The sequence below is a fragment of the Pseudomonas sp. R4-34-07 genome (assembly GCF_003852375.1).
Taxonomy (GTDB): domain Bacteria; phylum Pseudomonadota; class Gammaproteobacteria; order Pseudomonadales; family Pseudomonadaceae; genus Aquipseudomonas.
The window spans coordinates 1,767,717-1,785,461 of sequence record NZ_CP027760.1; the positions used below are offsets into that span (position 1 = coordinate 1,767,717).

General features: G+C 59.3%; 18 protein-coding genes. 8 read left to right on the forward strand and 10 right to left on the reverse strand.

Annotated elements, in window-relative coordinates:
* Positions 1 to 90: 90 nt before the first annotated feature.
* A complete protein-coding gene (locus C4J85_RS08090) occupies positions 91 to 1,302 on the reverse strand; it encodes a pyridoxal phosphate-dependent aminotransferase (protein WP_065885153.1) in 1,212 nt (403 codons plus the stop codon).
* Positions 1,303 to 1,504: 202 nt separating this feature from the next.
* Here C4J85_RS08090 and msrB point away from each other — a divergent pair, with 202 nt between their 5' ends.
* Positions 1,505 to 1,897, forward strand: coding sequence for a peptide-methionine (R)-S-oxide reductase MsrB (gene msrB / locus C4J85_RS08095; protein ID WP_124366390.1), 393 nt, complete (start codon positions 1,505 to 1,507; stop codon positions 1,895 to 1,897).
* Positions 1,898 to 2,048: 151 nt separating this feature from the next.
* The gene (locus tag C4J85_RS08100; protein WP_124409398.1) at positions 2,049 to 2,534 is read left to right on the forward strand and encodes a glutathione peroxidase; all 486 of its coding nucleotides are present in this window, start codon (positions 2,049 to 2,051) and stop codon (positions 2,532 to 2,534) included.
* Here C4J85_RS08100 and C4J85_RS08105 read toward each other — a convergent pair.
* On the reverse strand, positions 2,527 to 4,839 hold the full coding sequence (locus C4J85_RS08105) for a response regulator (protein ID WP_124366392.1): 2,313 nt from the start codon (positions 4,837 to 4,839) through the stop codon (positions 2,527 to 2,529). The two genes, C4J85_RS08100 and C4J85_RS08105, sit on opposite strands and share 8 nt — an antisense overlap.
* A gap of 167 nt (positions 4,840 to 5,006) precedes the next feature.
* On the opposite strand from C4J85_RS08105, the gene C4J85_RS08110 reads away from it, so the two are divergent.
* Positions 5,007 to 5,897, forward strand: coding sequence for an ATP-binding protein (locus tag C4J85_RS08110; RefSeq protein ID WP_124366393.1), 891 nt, complete (start codon positions 5,007 to 5,009; stop codon positions 5,895 to 5,897).
* The gene (locus tag C4J85_RS08115) at positions 5,894 to 6,376 is read left to right on the forward strand and encodes a GAF domain-containing protein (protein ID WP_124361924.1); all 483 of its coding nucleotides are present in this window, start codon (positions 5,894 to 5,896) and stop codon (positions 6,374 to 6,376) included. Before C4J85_RS08110 ends, C4J85_RS08115 begins: the two co-directional genes overlap by 4 nt.
* A gap of 209 nt (positions 6,377 to 6,585) precedes the next feature.
* On the opposite strand, the gene C4J85_RS08120 is transcribed toward C4J85_RS08115, so the two are convergent.
* The 7 genes from C4J85_RS08120 to C4J85_RS08150 form a co-directional block, all read right to left on the reverse strand.
* Positions 6,586 to 10,221 (reverse strand): transporter substrate-binding domain-containing protein, encoded by a 3,636-nt coding sequence (locus C4J85_RS08120; RefSeq protein ID WP_124409399.1) that lies wholly within the window; start codon positions 10,219 to 10,221, stop codon positions 6,586 to 6,588.
* An 8-nt stretch (positions 10,222 to 10,229) separates the two neighbouring features.
* Positions 10,230 to 10,856 (reverse strand): response regulator transcription factor, encoded by a 627-nt coding sequence (locus C4J85_RS08125; protein WP_124366395.1) that lies wholly within the window; start codon positions 10,854 to 10,856, stop codon positions 10,230 to 10,232.
* Between the two features lie 255 nt (positions 10,857 to 11,111).
* A complete protein-coding gene (locus tag C4J85_RS08130; protein WP_124366396.1) occupies positions 11,112 to 11,507 on the reverse strand; it encodes a response regulator in 396 nt (131 codons plus the stop codon).
* 167 nt (positions 11,508 to 11,674) lie between these two features.
* Positions 11,675 to 13,006: a deoxyguanosinetriphosphate triphosphohydrolase gene (locus tag C4J85_RS08135; protein ID WP_124361928.1), complete on the reverse strand. Its 1,332-nt coding sequence runs from the start codon at positions 13,004 to 13,006 to the stop codon at positions 11,675 to 11,677.
* Between the two features lie 161 nt (positions 13,007 to 13,167).
* Entirely contained in the window at positions 13,168 to 13,509 is a 342-nt protein-coding gene (locus tag C4J85_RS08140; RefSeq protein WP_124361929.1) for a hypothetical protein, read from the reverse strand.
* The gene (locus C4J85_RS08145) at positions 13,506 to 13,895 is read right to left on the reverse strand and encodes a phage holin family protein (RefSeq protein ID WP_124366397.1); all 390 of its coding nucleotides are present in this window, start codon (positions 13,893 to 13,895) and stop codon (positions 13,506 to 13,508) included. Before C4J85_RS08145 ends, C4J85_RS08140 begins: the two co-directional genes overlap by 4 nt.
* A 4-nt stretch (positions 13,896 to 13,899) precedes the next feature.
* Positions 13,900 to 14,214, reverse strand: a complete 315-nt coding sequence (locus C4J85_RS08150) for a YqjD family protein (RefSeq protein ID WP_124361931.1) — start codon at positions 14,212 to 14,214, stop codon at positions 13,900 to 13,902.
* A gap of 345 nt (positions 14,215 to 14,559) precedes the next feature.
* On the opposite strand from C4J85_RS08150, the gene C4J85_RS08155 reads away from it, so the two are divergent.
* The 4 genes from C4J85_RS08155 to C4J85_RS08170 all read left to right on the forward strand — a co-directional run bounded on the left by C4J85_RS08155 (position 14,560) and on the right by C4J85_RS08170 (position 17,447).
* A complete protein-coding gene (locus C4J85_RS08155) occupies positions 14,560 to 15,768 on the forward strand; it encodes an ammonium transporter (protein WP_124409400.1) in 1,209 nt (402 codons plus the stop codon).
* Positions 15,769 to 15,835: 67 nt separating this feature from the next.
* Positions 15,836 to 16,072, forward strand: a complete 237-nt coding sequence (locus C4J85_RS08160) for a glutaredoxin family protein (RefSeq protein ID WP_124361933.1) — start codon at positions 15,836 to 15,838, stop codon at positions 16,070 to 16,072.
* Between the two features lie 75 nt (positions 16,073 to 16,147).
* On the forward strand, positions 16,148 to 16,483 hold the full coding sequence (locus C4J85_RS08165) for a transcriptional regulator (RefSeq protein WP_124403534.1): 336 nt from the start codon (positions 16,148 to 16,150) through the stop codon (positions 16,481 to 16,483).
* A gap of 73 nt (positions 16,484 to 16,556) precedes the next feature.
* The gene (locus C4J85_RS08170) at positions 16,557 to 17,447 is read left to right on the forward strand and encodes a pseudouridine synthase (RefSeq protein ID WP_124409401.1); all 891 of its coding nucleotides are present in this window, start codon (positions 16,557 to 16,559) and stop codon (positions 17,445 to 17,447) included.
* Positions 17,448 to 17,500: 53 nt separating this feature from the next.
* Here the strand turns inward: C4J85_RS08170 and C4J85_RS08175 are convergent, their stop codons facing one another.
* Positions 17,501 to 17,722, reverse strand: a complete 222-nt coding sequence (locus C4J85_RS08175; RefSeq protein WP_003189935.1) for a YgdI/YgdR family lipoprotein — start codon at positions 17,720 to 17,722, stop codon at positions 17,501 to 17,503.
* Positions 17,723 to 17,745 lie beyond the last annotated feature (23 nt).

A 17,745-nucleotide genomic window follows, 5' to 3' on the forward strand; every position in this document is an offset into this window, starting at 1 on the left:
CTATCACCCCGTTCGAGGTCGCCCGCGCCAGAGAAGTGTTGCCAGATAATCGCTGTACGACCAAATGCAGGTCGTACGGCATCATTTGGGTTACTGGCGATAGGACTTCAGGAAGTTGCCGATGCGACCGATCGCCATATCCAGTTCATCCACGCGCGGCAACGTCACCACGCGGAAGTGATCCGGCCACGGCCAGTTGAAGGCGGTGCCTTGCACCACCAGCAGCTTTTCCGACAGTAGCAGGTCGAGCACGAACTTTTCGTCGTTGAGGATCGGGCAGACTTTCGGATCGATCCGCGGGAACGCGTACAACGCACCCATGGGCTTTACGCAACTGACGCCCGGGATCGCATTGAGCAACTCCCAGGTGCGGTTACGTTGCTCCAGCAGCCGACCTTGGGGCAGTACCAGGTCGTTGATGCTCTGGTAGCCGCCGAGGGCGGTCTGGATCGCGTGCTGGCTCGGCACGTTGGCGCACAGGCGCATGTTGGCCAGCATGTCGATGCCCTCGATATAGCTCTGGGCGTTGTGCTTTGGCCCGGAAATGGCGATCCAGCCGGAGCGGAACCCCGCCACGCGGTAGGACTTGGACAGGCCGTTGAAGGTCAGGCACAGCAGGTCTGGCGCCAGGGAGGCGGTGCACACATGGACGGCGTCATCGTAGAGGATCTTGTCGTAGATCTCGTCGGAGAACACCACAAGGTTGTGTTGGCGCGCCAGTTCGAGCATGCCCAGCAGCACTTCCCTGGAGTACACGGCACCGGTGGGGTTGTTCGGGTTGATGATCACCAGGGCCTTGGTGTTCGGGGTGATCTTGGCCTTGATATCGGCCAGGTCCGGGAACCAGTCGGCCCCTTCGTCGCACAGGTAGTGCACCGGGTGGCCACCGGCCAGGGTCACGGCGGCGGTCCACAACGGATAATCCGGCGCCGGCACCAGCACTTCGTCGCCGTTGTTGAGCAAGGCCTGCAGCGACATCACTATCAGCTCGGACACGCCATTGCCCAGGTAGATGTCTTCAATCCCGACACCTTCGACCTGTTTTTGCTGGTAATACTGCATCACCGCCTTGCGCGCGCTGAACAGGCCCTTGGAGTCGCTGTAGCCTTGGGCCGTGGGCAGGTTGCGGATCACGTCCTGGAGGATTTCGTCTGGCGCTTCGAAACCAAAGGGCGCCGGGTTGCCGATGTTCAGCTTGAGGATGCGATGGCCTTCCTCTTCCAGGCGTTTGGCGTGCTTGAGCACCGGGCCGCGAATGTCGTAGCAGACGTTGGCGAGCTTGTTCGATTTGCTGACCTGCATGGTGATGTGATCCTGAAAATGAACGATCCAGACGGCACAGGCACTACCGTACTGTGAATCCCGCGCACCGCGCACCCATAAATACGTTTGAATGGTGATGGCGCGGGTGCCAGACTGGCGTTTTGAAGAGGCGCAATCATACGTGCCGCCTGATCCACGGAAAAGACACAGATCAGGGTTTTTCAGTTGCCGAGGTGTACCGATGGAAAAGCTGCAGAAAACCATTGAAGAATGGAAAGCGATGCTCGACCCGGAGCAATACAACGTGTGTCGGCTCAAAGGCACCGAGCGGCCGTTCTCCGGCAAATACAACGCCACCAAGACCGACGGCGTGTACCACTGCATTTGCTGCAATGAACCGTTGTTCGATTCCACGGCCAAGTTTGACTCGGGCTGCGGCTGGCCCAGCTTCTACGAGCCGATTGCCGATAACGCGATGGTCGAGATCCGTGACATCAGCCACGGCATGATCCGCACCGAAGTCACCTGCGCCAAGTGCGACGCGCACCTGGGGCATGTATTCCCGGACGGGCCGCCACCGACCGGGCTGCGCTACTGCATCAACTCGGTGTGCCTGGACCTGGTGCCGCGCTAGGCGAGTACCCGCGTGGTCAAATGTGGGCGGGGGCTCGCTCCCCCCACGTGAGGCCCTGGGTTGATTGCACATCATCATTGCCGTCAATTGGGTTGACGCTATCGAATGGCGAGCTACCTTTCTGCTTCTTCCCTTAATCAAAGGCACTGCCATGAGCGACAACTTGCTGAGCATCCCTTGCACCACCATCAAGGGTGAGCAAAAGACCTTGGCCGATTTCGCCGGCAAGGCCATTCTGGTGGTCAACACCGCCAGCAAGTGTGGTTTCACCCCGCAATACAAGGGCCTGGAGCAGCTCTGGCAGCAATACAAGGACCAGGGCCTGGTGGTGCTGGGCTTTCCGTGCAATCAGTTCGGCAAGCAGGAGCCGGGCAATGAAGGCGCGATCACCGAGTTCTGCGAATTGAACTTCGGCGTCAGTTTTCCCTTGTTCAAGAAAATCGACGTCAATGGCAGCGATGCCCACCCGCTGTTCGTGCAGCTCAAAAAGGCTGCGCCAGGGCTGCTGGGCTCGAAGAACATCAAGTGGAACTTCACCAAATTCCTCATCGGGCGTGACGGCAAAGAGGTCAAGCGTTTCGCCCCGACCACCAAGCCCCAGGACCTGAGTCAAGAGATCGAAGCGCTGCTCAAATGAGACTTGTCGTCTCAGGTACCCACAGGTCCAGCAGGGCCTTGAGTTCTTCGCGGCGAAACGGCTTGGCCAGATAATCATTCATCCCCGCGGCACGGCAACGCTCACGTTCTTCGGACAGGGCGTTGGCGGTCAGGGCGACAATCGGCAGGTCCGGCCAGCGACCGCTCTGGCGAATCTGCCGGCTGGCCTCGTAGCCGTCCATCACCGGCATGTTGCAGTCCATCAACACTAGGTCGAAACGCTGGTCCTCAAGGAACTTGAGGGCTTCGCCACCATGGGCGGCCACGATGACCTCGCAGCCGAGCTTGCCGAGCATGCCCTTGGCCACCAGTTGGTTGACCGGGTTGTCCTCCACCAGCAGGATGCGCGCACGGTGGCTGAGGGGCGCGGCGTCGATTTGGACCGGGTCCAGAATCGGCTGCGTGTCGCTGCGCAAATTACGCTGCAGGATTTGGTACAGCGCGTTACGGCTCAGCGGGCGGGCTTGTTGCTGCAGCGGCGCCAGGGCCGCGACTTCTTCGCTGGGCATGAAGTTGCCATAGGCAGTCACCACCAGAATCGGCGCGCTGATGCCTGGCCTCAGGCGGAACAGGCACTCCGGGCAGTCCGTGATCAACAGGTCGGGATACTGTCCGCTCAGGTCGTCCTCCATGGAGTAGCAACGCGGCGCCAACCCCCAATGGGGCAGCAGGGTCGTGAGCAACTCCCCCAGGCCGCTGCTGTGGTGGGTGATGACGATCACATCCCCCGCCAATGGCACTCGGGCTGCCGCCGGCAGGTGGGTGGGCAACGGCAGGTCGGCGCAGAACTGGCTGCCGAAGCCGACTTCCGAACTGATGCTCAAGCGGCCCTGCATGGCTTCGCAGAGGTTATGGGTCAATGCGAGCCCCAGGCCGGTGCCGCCGAATTGGCGCGTAATACCAGCGCCGGCCTGGGTGAACGGCTGGAAAATCTTGACCTGCGCATCCTGGGCAATCCCGATACCGGTATCACAAACTTCAATGCGCACTCCGTCGCCGTGGTGGCTCAGGCGTACATCCACGCGGCCAAAGCGGGTGAACTTCAAGGCATTGGACAGCAGGTTACTGACGATTTGCCGTACCCGCGTCGGGTCACCAATGACTTGGGCAGCAAACAGCGGGTCGATCAGGCAGGTCAGTTCCACGCTGGGCGCGGCGTTTTGCGACAACAGGTTGGCGGTGTCTTCCACCAGCGAGCCGAGGTCGAACGGGATGCGCTCAAGCTCCAGTTGACCCGCGTCGAACTTGGACAGGTCGAGGATATCGTTGAGCAATTCCACCAGCACCTTGCCGGAGTCATGGGCAATAGACAGTTGCTGGCGCTGCTCGGCGTTGAGCGGGCTATCCAGCGACAGGGCAATCATGCCCAGCAGGCCATTGAGCGGGGTGCGGATTTCATGGCTCATATTGGCCAGGAACGCCGCCCGCGCCTGGGCCATGCCCAGGGCGGTCATCCGCGCTGCTTCCAGCTCATCATTGATCTGGCTCAAGCGTTGGTTGCTGGTCTTGAGCTCAAGGGTGCGCGCAGAAACAATGTCTTCCAGTTGGCCCAGGTATTCGGTAAGACGATCTTCGGCATGGCGACGCTGCTGGATCTCGGTTTCCATGTTTTCGAATTGCTGGTTGGCAACGTTGACCAGCACGCCGATTTCGTCGTGCTCATGCCCTGGCGGGCAGTCCAGTCGCGCCTGTTTGCGCGTGCTCAGCGCGCGAATAATGCGCACCAGCGGCTGGGTGAGCATGACGTAGAACAAGCCCAGCAAGATCCCGGTCAGCAGCAGGCTGCGCACAAAACCATTGAGCAACGTGACCTCGGCGCGGCGCAGGAAACGGCTGCCAAACGCGTAGGTATCGACATCAAGGCGCAGCACACCCAGGGATTCGTTGGGCATATGGCTGAGGTACAGGCGGTCTTCGAATTGGCGGTTGGCACCGAACAGAAAATCGCTGACAGGCCGATAATGGCTTTCCTTGCGCGGCCGCTCGACGTCGGCCAGCACCATGCCGTTGTTGTCGACCAGCTGTGCGTGGGCGATGGCAGGGGAGTGCAGCAGGCCCAGGGTCAGTTCCTGGGCAAGTTCGGCATCGATGTTGTAGGCGATACGCGAGGCAGGGTTATGGCTGATTTCGATCAGCGAACGTATTTCACGGTTGATGGATGCGTCTTCACTGGCATAATCAATGCCGATTTGGATAAAACTGAGCAAGGTTCCCAAGACGAAACCGACCAGCACAGTCAATCTGGCTTGTTTATAAGACAAGCGGTGGGCGAACTTGATATCCATCGAGTGTTGAACCACTTCACGTTTCCCTTCGCCCGGCAAGCATAGCTGAACATCCCACCAGCGCTGACTTGCCCGGCATAAATCGATTTTCTTGACGCAGCCTTGTGCGGTCTGCCACAGGGTTGCCAATACGCCATCTTTTACAAGAACTTGCCAGAGGAATAGATGTGGATTCTCGATTGAATGCCTTTCTTGAACGGGCTGACGCCGTGCTGGCGCGCCTGGAGCCCCTGTTGCCCGCGCCGCGCCAAGTCATCGACTGGAACCAATGCCTGGCCGCCCGCTGGCAGCGCGAAGGCCGTACAGGCTTCCTGTTGCCGCTGGAAGTCAGCCTGGACATGCGCCTGTCGGACCTGATCGGCGTCGACAAGCAGCGTGAACAGCTGGCGCGTAACACCCAACAGTTTCTCGACGGCTTACCTGCCAACCATGCGCTGCTATGGGGTTCGCGTGGCACCGGGAAATCATCCATGGTACGCGCCTTGCTCGCCCAGCACGCCGAGGCCGGCCTGCGCTTGATCGAAATCGAGCGTGACCACCTGGCCGACCTGCCGCGCGTGGTCGAGCAACTGCTCAAGCTGCCGCAGCGTTTCATCCTGTTCTGCGATGACCTGTCGTTCGATGCCGGGGAAGGTGACTATCGCGTGCTCAAGAGCGTGCTGGATGGCTCCCTGGAGCAGGCGCCGGAAAACGTGTTGCTGTATGCCACCTCCAATCGTCGTCACCTGGTGCCGGAGAACCAGAGCGACAACGACAATTGGAAGCGCGTGGATGGCGAACTGCACCCGAGCGAGGCGGTAGAAGACAAGATTGCCTTGTCCGACCGTTTTGGCTTGTGGTTGTCGTTCTACCCGTTTACCCAGGAGCACTTCCTGAATGTGGTGGAGCACTGGATCGGCGAATTGGCTGGCAAGACCGGCCTGCAGTGGCAGCGTGATGAACAACTCGACATTCTCGCCGTGCGCTGGGCGACCGGGCGCGGTAACCGCAATGGCCGCTGCGCCTATCAGTTCGCTCGTTACTGGGTGGGTCTCAAATTGCTGGAGCGTCAACCATGATCGATTTACAACAGGCCGGCACCGGCCTCGAGGGCTATGCGCTGCTCTGCGCGCAACTGGAGTCGCTGCTGGCGGATGAGCGGGATTTCATCGCCAACAGCGCGCAGTTTTCCGCGTTCCTGTTCAATCAGTTGGACGACCTGAACTGGGCGGGTTTCTACCTCAATCGCAATGATGAGCTGGTTCTTGGCCCCTTCCAGGGCCAGATCGCTTGCGTGCGCATCCCTTTTGGTCGTGGCGTGTGTGGTGCCGCCGCGGCGTCCCGGCAAACCCAGCGAGTGGAAGACGTGCATGCGTTTGCAGGGCACATTGCCTGTGACAGCGCCTCGAACAGTGAGTTGGTGGTGCCGCTGGTCAAGAACGGCCAATTGATTGGCGTCCTTGACCTCGACAGCCCGTCGCTGGCGCGTTTTACGCCTCAGGACCAGGCGGGTATCGAACAACTCGCGGCTATTTTCCTGCGCTTGACCGATTGCTGAGCGAGCGAGGCGGGGGGCAAGCCCTAATGCCAGTGAGTTAAGAAGTAGAAAGGGTAAAAAGTAACCTGTGGCGAGGGAGCTTGCTCCCGCTGGACTGCGCAGCAGTCCCATCTTTGGGGCCGCTTCGCGGCCCAGCGGGAGCAAGCTCCCTCGCCACAGGTACAGTGTTCGCCCTTAACTGACTGGCATTAGGGCGAACCCCCTGCCTCCTATTGGCCGTCCAGGTCATGCAGTTGAACCTGCAGTGCCCGTTCCAGCTCGAGCATGAGCTTTTCCAGGGATTTGACCCCCGTCTCGATCACTCGCCGATCATCGTTGCGCGAGCAGGCCTGCTCCAGTATTTCGCACTGCCCGGCCAAGGCATTGGCTTGGACGATGCGTGCGGCCCCCTTGATCTTGTGGGCCTGTTCGATGATGTCGGTGGATGAAGCCTTGCGATCCAGCAGCGCAATGAGTGCCTGACGATCATCAACGCTGCTGGTCAGCAGTTCTTCGAGCAGGCGTCGACTCAATTGCGAATCCCCTCCGGTCAGCGCGTCCAGGCATCCCAGGTCCAGCTGCGGGCTCGTGGGTTGGGGGATGATCTGTGCCAACTGCCGTTCCAGCACGGTGAGGCTGATAGGTTTGAACAGGCAGTCATCCATGCCCGCTTCCATGCAGCGTTGTCTTTCCTCCGGTTGTGCATTGGCGGTAAACCCCAGTACCACGCAGTGCGCCAACTGTTCGCGTTGCTCGTACTCACGGATGGAACGGCTCAACTCGTAGCCATTCATGATGGGCATGTTGCAGTCGGCGATCACCAGGTCGAACTGTTCCTGGCGCCAGGCCTGGAACCCGGCGGCACCATGCTCGGCGGCGGTGAATTGATGGCCCAGGTAGCCCAGTTGCTGGCACATCAGCAGGCGGTTCGCCGGATGGTCGTCTACTACCAGCACATTGAGCACCGGGGTAGAGACCGGCTTCGCAGGCGCGTGCTCACCCTGGGGGGTAATCGGATGCAGGCGCGGCATTTTCAGGTTGACGTGCACCTGGGTGCCGACCATGGGCACGCTGCTCAGGCTCAGCTGGCCGCCCATCATCGCGCAAAGGCTGCGGCAGATCACCAGGCCCAGGCCGGCACCGCTTCTGGCCAGGTGCCCGGAATTGTCGGCCTGGGCGAACGGCTCGAACAGGCGCAGTTGGTCGTCCCTGCTGATGCCGATACCGGTGTCTTCCACGACCAGCTTCACGTCGACCTGTTCCTGGGTCTGGCTCGGTTGCACCTCCACCTTGATTTTCACCTGGCCGTGTTCGGTGAACTTGATGGCGTTGCTCACAAGATTGGACAGCACTTGCTTGAAGCGCAGCGGGTCTATGAGGACTTCGATGTCGTTCAGGTCGGGCTTGAACTCCAGTAGCAGGCTGAGGGTTTTCTGGCGCGCAAGACCGTCAAACACGCGTACCACGGACTCGATCACCTCGCGCAGATTGACGCGTTCCGGCGCCAGGCTGAGACGGCCGGACTCAATGCGCGCGATGTCGAGAATGTCGCCTATCAGTTCCAGTAGATCCTTGGCCGAGTTGTAGGCCACTTCTATCGCCGGACGGTCGAGATGCCCTTGGTCGGCCCGCTTGAGCGTCAGTTCGAGCATGCCGATCACGGCGTTCATGGGGGTGCGGATCTCGTGGCTCATGGTGGCAAGGAACGTGCTTTTGGCGCGGTTGGCCTCGTCGGCGCGCTCTTTGGCGGCGCGCAGTTCATCGAACAACTGACGCCGTTCACTGATGTCGATCCAGCCGCCGATGATGCCCTGGACTTCGCCAGTGGAATCGCGGTAGGGCAGGATCCAGTGGTAGATCGTCAGCTTCCTCTCCTCGATATGCAGGGTGCGGTCCAGGATCAATGGATTGCCTTCAGCCACCACCCGCAGGTAGTCGGCATGGTACTGCGCTGCTTCGGGCGCCAGGGCCATGCTCATCTGGGTCACGCTTTTGCCGATCACATCCTCTCGCTTGACGTCGAAGGCCTGCAGATAACTGTCGTTGCAGGTTTGCAGCAAGCCATTACGGTCGCGTACATAGATGGGGTGCGGTGTTTCGTTGACCAGCGCGCGCATGAATTCGAACTGATCGTTGAGCGCGCGCTCGGCCATTTTTCGTTGCCTGATCTGGCGCCGCATGTAGGCATTCCAGGTCAGGGAAATCAGGAGCAGCAAACCGGTACCGATGACGATTTTGGCAATCAGTTGGTTGTAATTGCGCCAGTAGCTATCGGATTCGACTGTGTAGCCACGCCAGCGACTGTTGATCACCCCCATTTCATCCGGGGCGATACTGAGCAGCGCTTTATCGAGGATCGAGCCCAACTCGGTGGCATGGCGAGAGGTGGCCAGGGCGAACGTCGCCGGCGTGGTGCCAATACTCGTGGTGATCTGCAGCTTGTCCCGGAAAACCTTCGAGGACAGGAAATAGTTAGCGATCAACAGTGTGTTCACAGCGCCATCCACTTGCCCTTGTGCAAGCAACTCGGAGGCCCTGAAGGTATCGCCGGTTTCCACCAGTTGAATCTGCGGAAAGTCTTTGCGCAGGATTTCGGCCAGCGGAGTGCCCAGGGTCACCGCCAGGCGCTTGCCCGCCATCTGCTCCAGGTTCAGCGGTGCTCCGGGTTCTTTGCGGGTCAATAGCACGTATGAGTTTTCCAGGTAGGGACGGCTGAAGTTCAGCTGCGCCTCCCGTTGGTTACTCGGCACGATCGCCCCGATCATATCGACTTTCTGCGTGGCGACCTGCTCGATCATATCGTCGACTTTACGTCCGCGCTGCACCGCAAAACGCAAGCCGGTGCGCAAGCGAATGAGTTCAAGAAGGTCGGCGGTGATGCCGCGAAAGTTGCCCTCCGCATCGAAGAAGGTGAGCGGGGCAAAGGTTTCATTCACGATGACCGTTACCACCGGGTGCGCCTTCAACCAGCGTTCTTCGCGCGGGGTCAGTTGCAGCTTCTCGTCGGTCAGCAAGATATCGCTACCGGCGCTCCAACGCTTGGCGATGCTATCCCGCTCATTGATGGGCACAGCCGCCAGCACCGTGTCGACAATGCTCAGGAGAACGAGGTTGTCGTGGCGCAGGGCAAAGCTGAAGCCATAGGCTTCATGCTTGCCGAAGTTGGCCATGCGAACGTTTTTGAGGTAGCCCTTGTTAATCATGAAGTGGGTGGAAATCGTATCGCCAAGAAATACATCCGCCTGGTCAAACGCCACTGCATTCAGGGCATTTTGATAAGAGGGATAGGTGCGGATATCCGCCTTGGGGTACAGCTTTTCCACTTCATCGAACGGCAGGTAATGATAGACGAGGCTCAAGCGCAGCCCTTCAAGGCCATCGCTGAGGCTGCGGGTTTCCCCCTCGCGAGTGACCAGTACTGGCTGGTCCACGGCGTAAGGTGCCGACAATGTGAGATTGGGGTTCGCGGCCTCAAAGCCGTTGGAGGAGCCCAGCAAATCGATGTCGCCGGCTTCGAGGGCTTGAATGGCGGCCACCCGGGTAGGGTAGCGCAGGACCTTCACCGGTATGGCCAGTGCCTTGGCCAGCAGGCCTGCATAATCTGCGGTAAGGCCTTCGTAATCGCGACCACTGGAGGTGAGGTCGAACGGCGGGTAGTCAGGCGCGGCAGTACCCAGCACCAGTTCGCGCTTGTATTGCAGCCACTGGCGCTGGGTCCTGTCCAGTTGAGTGTTCAGTTGAACGATTCCGGCGCGGCTCAATAAAGTGAAGTGTTGCGGGTCGGTGGAGTCGTCCGCAAGCACGGTAGTGCTGAAGTACAAACCGGCACTCAATATGATCAAATAGTCCTTGATACGGCTGGGCATCCGTTTTCTCACACTAGCGCGTTTCGTTTTGCCATCTCGATGAGCTCGACTAAAGACTGGGCTTTTAGTTTTTGCATTAGTCGCTTTTTATACGTGCTGACGGTTTTATTACTCAGGAACATGCCCTTGGCTATTTCTTTGTTGGTGCGGCCTTGTGCGAAAAGTTGCAAGACCATGAGTTCTCGGTCGTTAACAGCCCTGAACAAGTCCAGCTCCTGCGTGTCCATGCCTTCCGTTCCATTTGCATTCAATGCCTGGCTGGGGAAGTAGTTGTACCCGGATAGTACGGCGCGGATAGCACTCAGTAGTTCACTCAGGTCGCCTTCCTTGCAGACGTAACCGTCCGCGCCCGAACGCATGCAGCGCGTGGCAAACAGCGTCGGGCATTGGGCAGTAAGTACCAGGGTTTTCATCGAAGTGTTCATGGCGTTGAAGCGGCAGAGAACTTCGAGGCCGTCAAGTTTCGGAATGCTGATGTCCAGAATTACCAAGTCTGGCAGGCATTCGCGGACCATTTGTATGGCGTCGCACCCGTTATCCGTTTCTCCAACGACTTTGTAACCTTCATGTTCCAGTAACATTCTGATGGCGAGCCGTATAACGGGGTGGTCGTCGATAATAAAAACGGTGTTCATAATCACATTCCATGCAGGTGCAAATAAAGCGTTCACATTAGCTCAGAAGAAGAGCCAGCAGCATGAAGCGTGGGGGCGACAAGCGCAAAACAGGAAGTTTCCTACACAAAGAAAGGCATAGGCCTACGAGTTGCTAGGTAATTGTGACACTAAGTGTGTGTGTTTTCAGGGCGGTTGGCGTAGCTAACGGTCACGGGTATTTTGCGACAGCTCTCTCGTTGTTTTTCGCAATTACTAAGGTATAAAATCCTACACTTATAATGGCTGAGTTAAACTCATTAAGCGCTCAAGTTCATCTTTATTTAACGGTTTTGATAAACAACCTAGAAGTGGCAGATTACGCTGCGCAGCTTGTGCGGTCAGTTTGAGTAATTCCGTCGTTGGTAGCCCGCTCAATAGAATCGCTCGGGTAATAAACTGACCACGGCTGGCGATTTCTACCAACTCAAGGCCGGGCAGGTCGGGCAGGCATTGGTCGCATAACATCAAGTCGAAGGGGAATTCAGACTGGGTCATGGTGCGTATGGCCTGTTCGGCATTTTCGACGGGGGTGAGCTGGTGGAAGCCGAAGCTTCTAAGCAAGCATTGGGTGGCGAGGAGTTGAAAAGGGTGATCCTCCACCAAAAGAATACGAAGGGGGTAGTTGGGCATAGAGAGTACACAGTGAGTCAAGCGTCGATGGGAGCGTAGGAACTGCTCGTCTTGTCTGCGATGGCGTGCGTGATTATTCCTCGGGAATATGTACGAATTCGATCAGGCCGCTCTGTTCCCATCGTAGGGCGATTCGTTTCAGGCAACAGAGCGAGTCGATCGAGTCGTTATTGAGGGCTGGAGCGCCCGGTCATCTCTCGCGCCATCTCGGTGGCATAGCTGTCAGTCATGCCGGCGATGAAATCGATCATGCGCAGGAACGAGGCGTGCAATGGCCAGGCAGGGTCCGGCGCGCTGTTGCCCAGCAAGTCGAGAATGCGCCGGTGCTTGAACGACGGCGTACGCCCGCCGTGTTGCTCCAACGCTGCACCGCAAAAAGCGTTCAGCAGAATTTCCAGGGTGGTGTAGGCGCCGATTTCATGCAGGGTCTTGCGTTTGTCCTGGAAGATTTTCTTGCGCGCCATGTCCTTGGCATCCAGTACGCAACGCTTCGCCGGACCGTGCATATGCTCAACCAGGTCGCCAGGCAGGGTGCCGGCAAGCAGGGCGTCCTGTTGTTCGACGAATGCGCGCGCCGCTGCGTTGGTCAGGTGCTCGATGGCCTTGCCGCGCAGGATCGCCAGCTTGCGCCGACGGGAATCCTGCGGGCCCAATTGCCGATACGTCTGCGGCAGGTCATCACCCACCAGGTCGAGCAGCAGTGACTCGACTTCGGCGTACTCCAGCAAGTCCATCTCCAGGCCATCTTCCAGGTCAATCAGCGCATAGCAGATGTCGTCGGCGGCCTCCATCAAGTACACCAAGGGGTGGCGGGCCCAGCGTTGCTCCTCCAGTTGAGGCAGGCCGAGTTTATGGGCGATCTGTTCCAGAATCGGCAACTCGCTCTGGTAGCAGCCGAACTTGTGTTTCTTGTAGCCCAGCGAGTCCGCGTGGCGGGCAGTCCAGGGGTACTTGAGGTAAGTGCCCAAGGTGGCATAGGTCAGCCGCGTGCCGCCGTCGAATTGATGATATTCAAGCTGGGTCAATACGCGGAAACCCTGGGCGTTGCCTTCAAAGTTGAGGAAGTCATTGCGCTCGGCGTTGCTCATGTCATCCAGCCAGCCGCGCCCGGCGGCCTGCTGGAACCAGTGGCGAATGGCGTCTTCGCCGGAGTGACCGAAGGGTGGATTACCGATGTCATGGGCCAGGCAGGCCGATTGCACCACCATGCCCAAATCGCTGGGATCGCACCAGTCGGGCAGGGCGCCGCGCAACGTTTCACCGACGCGCATGCCAAGGGAGCGGCCCACACAGCTGACTTCCAGCGAGTGAGTCAGGCGCGTGTGGATATGGTCATTGCTCGACACCGGATGCACTTGGGTCTTGCGGCCCAGGCGACGGAAAGCGCCGGAAAAAATAATGCGGTCATGGTCTTTGTGAAAAGGGCTGCGGCCTAGTTCTTCGGGGCTGTGCAGGGGCTTGCCAAGACGTTCGCGGGTCAGCAGGGTAGGCCAATCCAAGGCAGGTACTCTCCGTACGGTGAATGACACCTGCAGCTTCCCGTTTCCACGCGGGCGGGGCAAGCGGAAATCTTCAGGTGGACAGCGGCAGACAACAGGCACTGACCGCCGTGGCGCAGTTGCCAGGCGGTCAGTTGTAGCGTGGAGTCAGCGAGCGGGGCTTATTTTCTGCGCGATGCGCCTTGCATGGCCAGTTTGATCAGCGGGATCAACCCGGCCCCCAGCCGTACCAGGCGCGTCACGCTGCTGATGCTGCCGCCCTTGGCGCCCTTGCCGGTGAAGAACCCCATCAATGTCACCGCCGCCACGCCCCACAGCGGCGCGTGCTTGATGCCCAGGCTGTCTTGCCAGTTGTGACGCAGGTCGCGCACTTTGTGCAGCGGCGCCATCAGTTGCTGGGACTCGTGACGGATTTCCTGACGGTGCATTTCCATGCGCAGGCGAATCAACGCCTTGCGCATCTCCCGACGGGACGAGTTTTGCGGGATTTCAGGCAGGCTCATGGCAACAGGCGCTCCCGGTCATTGGCCAATTCTTCGAGGGTGGCGTGGAAGGGCGTGGACTCATCGAACACGGCCGCTTTCAAGCGTACCCCGCAGAATGCTGCGGCCAGGCTGTAAAACACGCACAGACAGATGATCCCGGTCAGGCGGTAGCCGGTGTCCCATACCAGGATCATCACCAACGTCGATAGGCCCACCAATAACAGCAGCGCAAACACTAACGCCAAGCCGGCAAACAGCAGCAGGCTGACCGTGCGTGCCTTCTGTTCCTGTAACTCGATGCCAAACAGTTCGACATGGCTGTGCAGTAAGCCGAGCACGGCAGCGCCCAGGCGGCGGGAGGTGGTACCTGCGCCCTTAGACGAGCTGGATTCGTCGATAGCCATGATATTAACGCCTGGTAGCCAACAGACCGATCAAAAAGCCCACGCCCGCCGCAATGCCGACAGACTGCCATGGGTTGGCCTGCACGTAATCTTCGGTTGCGGTAATGGCCGCCTGCCCACGCTCGCGCAGGGAGTCTTCGGTCAATTGCAGGGTTTCGCGGGCCTTGAGCAGGCTTTCGTGAATCTTGGTGCGCAGCTCATCGGCCTGATCACCGGCCAGGATGGCAGTGTCGTCCAGCAACCTTTCGGTATCGCTGACCAGGGTCTGGAAATCCGCCATCAATATTTCTTGAGCAGTCTTTGCTGTTTTGCCGGCCATGGTTATCTCCGTGTGTGGCTGTTCTGTACGTGTGGTTTCGAGTCGCCGGGTTCGCCGAAGGTTCACTGCGATTGTGTGGTACAGCTTTTGCTTTGCCTTGGTGCGCATGCCCTGGGGCCTGCGCTGAATCCGGGCGGTCGAGGTGAAAACCTTGAAAAACCTTACCCTAATTAACTGAAACTCGCGCAAATACCCCGTCGGGGAGCGCCGGTTGTGTTGATCGCTGCGCTAAAGCAGTTCACGTCCTCTGAAGAAGGACGGCGGCTTTGGTGCCAATTTGGTGCGAGCAACCCCGGCTTGAACCGCTTTGGTGCTGTTTGCCTTACTGCAGGCCTGCCAACCTCCATGGAAAATCTGCAAAGTGCGGTGGACACCCTTGTCCATAGCTCCAATACCCTGTTCATCCTGATCGGCGCGGTCATGGTCCTGGCCATGCACGCCGGTTTCGCCTTTCTGGAAGTCGGTACGGTGCGCCAGAAGAATCAGGTCAACGCGTTGTCGAAAATCCTCAGCGACTTCGCGATCTCCACCCTGGCTTATTTCTTTATAGGCTATTGGATCTCCTACGGGGTCAGCTTCATGCAGCCCGCGGCGGTGATCAGCGCGGATCATGGCTACGGCCTGGTGAAATTTTTCTTCCTGCTGACCTTTGCCGCCGCGATCCCGGCGATCATTTCCGGGGGGATTGCCGAGCGCGCGAAGTTCGCGCCGCAGTTGTGCGCGACGGCATTGATCGTGGCGTTCATCTACCCGTTCTTCGAAGGCATGGCGTGGAACGGCAACTTCGGCCTGCAAGCCTGGCTGCTCGCGACCTTTGGCGCCAGCTTCCATGACTTCGCCGGGTCCGTGGTGGTCCATGCCATGGGCGGCTGGCTGGCGTTGGCGGCGGTGCTGTTGCTCGGCCCGCGCAACGGACGTTACCGCGAAGGGCGCCTGGTGGCGTTTGCTCCCTCGAGCATTCCGTTCCTGGCGTTGGGCTCGTGGATCCTGATCGTGGGCTGGTTCGGTTTTAACGTGATGAGCGCGCAAACCCTCAATGGCGTCAGCGGCCTGGTGGCAGTCAACTCGTTGATGGCAATGGTCGGCGGCACCGTCGCCGCGCTGGTGATCGGCCGCAATGACCCCGGCTTCCTGCACAACGGCCCGCTGGCCGGGCTGGTGGCGATCTGTGCCGGTTCCGACCTGATGCATCCGGTGGGCGCGTTGGTCACCGGTGTGGTCGCGGGGGGCTTGTTCGTGTGGTGCTTCATGGCGGCCCAGGACCGTTGGAAAATCGATGACGTGCTGGGCGTATGGCCACTGCATGGCCTGTGTGGGGTATGGGGTGGCATTGCCTGCGGCATCTTCGGGCAGACGGCGCTGGGTGGGTTGGGCGGTGTGAGCCTGGTCAGTCAGTTGATCGGCACCGCCCTCGGCGTCGCCGTGGCGCTGGGCGGCGGCCTGCTGGTGTACGGTGTGATCAAGCGCGTGTGCGGGCTGCGCCTGAGCCAGGAAGAGGAGTATTACGGGGCGGACTTGTCGATCCACAAGATCGGCGCTGTCAGCCAGGATTGATCGGCGCGCCGGTTGCCCAATGTTGGGTTTAGAATGGTGGCGTGTTTTCCATTCGAGTTGATTTGCCATGCTTCCTGAATGCCAGCTGTTCGGCACCCTGGGTTGCCATCTGTGTGAAATTGCCGAAGCCGAAATCATGCCGCTCGTCGAACACGGGTTACTCGTGGAGCTGGTGGATATCACTGATCCCGACGACTTGACCGAGGTCTACGGCCTGCGGATTCCGGTGCTCAGACGGGTGGACACCGGGGCTGAACTGGATTGGCCGTTCGACACTGACCAAGTGGTTGCTTTCCTGCGCTGACGTTTTAGACCATGGCGGGTTTCCTAATATTACGTTACTGTATGTTTGTACAGCGATTGAATAGAGGGAACGCCCGTGGTGAATGTCGAACAACTGAAAAGCAGCGTCAATCGCATGTCCGCCGACGTCGTGCGCGATGCGGTGAGCGAGCTGCGCCTCGATGGCCTGGTCACGGAAGGCAAGACGCCCTTCAACAAAGTGCATTTCAATACCTGCTTTGCAGAAATCGAGGCGCTGTTCCAGCGTGCCGGTTATCACAAGCAGTTGGACGTGGTGGGTTACCAAGGCTTGCTCTACGCCCTGTACGATCCGGGCCGTTGGGAGGCTGTAGACGTACTGCGCTGGCTCAAGGAATTTACCGAGGCGGCGAGCGCTTCGAAGGTTTTGCGCGCGCAATTGGTCAAGGCCTGAGATCTCTCCTAGGCTCAATCCCGCGCCATGCGGGATAATGCCCGCCTGTTTATTCCAGGCTTTGAGCATCTGCATGTCCACTTCCGGTTTTTCCCCGTCACAGCACCAAGCCAGCACCTTATACCTGCCGCCTGGCCCGTGGGCGACGGTGCTCGATTGCCTGTGCGATCATTTCCCGGCAATCGCCCGTGAACACTGGCTGGACCGCATTGCTCGTGGCCGGGTGCTGGATATCAACGGTCGCTCCATTCGCCTGGACCTGGCGTACAAGGAAGGCCTGTGCATTTATTACTTTCGCGAAGTGCCCAACGAGAAAGTAATCCCGGTACAGGAAACCATCCTGTACGCCGATGAACACTTGGTGGTGGCCGACAAACCGCATTTTCTGCCGGTGACCCCCGCCGGCGAGTACGTCGAACAAACCCTGTTGCGCCGTTTGATCCGGCGTCTGGACAATCCCGCCCTGGTGCCCCTGCACCGCATCGACCGGCATACCGCAGGGCTGGTGCTGTTCTCGGCCAATCCCGATAGCCGCGCGGCCTATCAGCAGCTGTTTCCCACGCGGCGCATCGATAAATTCTACGAAGCCATTGCCCCGGCCTTACCTGATCTGACCTTCCCGCTGGTGCACAAGAGCCGGCTGGTGGACGGCGAACCGTTCTTCCGCATGCAGGAATGCCCCGGTGCCAGCAATACCGAAACGGCGGTGGAAGTGCGCGAGAAACACGGCGATTTATGGCGCTATGGCCTGTTCCCGGTCACCGGCAAGAAGCACCAGTTGCGCGTCCACATGACTGCGCTCGGGGCGAGCATCTGCAATGACCCGTTCTATCCCAACGTGATCAAGGACGCGGTGGACGACTACGCCAACCCGCTCAAGTTGCTGGCCCAGGGCGTACGTTTCATCGACCCGGTCAGCGGCCAGCAACGCACCTTTCGCAGCGAAATCACCCTGGACTGGTAAACGCCAGAAACAACAAGGCCCGCGCGAGGCGGGCCTTGTGTGCAAGCGCTGGCTTACAGGTCTTTAACGGTACGAACCTGATCTTTGTTGATACGGGTGTGTTTGCCGTCCAACTGTTCGAATTCGTAGAAGCCCGAATCTTCATCGTATTTCGGGGTGTCGACGGCCTGGATTTCGCGACCGTCATTCAGGGTAATCACTGTTGGCGAAGCGCAACCGGCGAGGGTGGCGAGGCCCAGTGCAAGCATGAGAGCGGCGATGGTCCGTTGAGTCATGAGTGTGTCTCCGAGAGAATACT